Origin of the sequence: Pseudomonas sp. F01002 (genome assembly GCF_004402115.1) — a bacterium.
Lineage (GTDB): Bacteria > Pseudomonadota > Gammaproteobacteria > Pseudomonadales > Pseudomonadaceae > Aquipseudomonas > Aquipseudomonas frigoris.
In genome coordinates this window covers 1-409 of the sequence record NZ_SOPU01000055.1, presented here as the reverse complement: position 1 = coordinate 409, position 409 = coordinate 1, and the positions used below count along the sequence as shown (strand labels likewise).

1 pseudogene is annotated in these 409 nt (G+C 63.8%); it reads right to left on the bottom strand.

From position 1 onward, the window contains the following. Positions 1 to 409, bottom strand: a pseudogene (locus E3W21_RS31305) (hypothetical protein); the annotation flags it as partial.

Genomic DNA, 409 nt, shown 5'->3' with positions numbered 1-409 from the left:
GACTGGTTGTGCACCCGGTCACGCACCATGAACGTGACGGCCAGGCCTTCGAGGCCGGAGTCCCCGGCCGCGAGGATGGTTTGTTCGTCGACGTGGACCTTGATCGGGTTGTTCACCGGGGTGTCGATCTGTGCCTGGGTGACCGGCGCCGACAGCACCAGCTTGCCGCCCCAGCTCACCGTGATCACGTCGCCCAGCGCAATGTTGGGGTAAGGCAGGTTGGTGCCGCTGCCGGGCTTGGCCTGGATGAGGATGTCCACGCCGTTTTTGGCGCTGTCCTTGTCCACACCATCCTGGACGATCTCCGCCGGCTCGAAGGTCATGTACAGATTGGAATGCCCATAGTCCGGGTCCGTGTCCTGGCCGCCGGGAATGTCGAGTTTGACGTAGAGCTTGAGCGGCGGGGTGA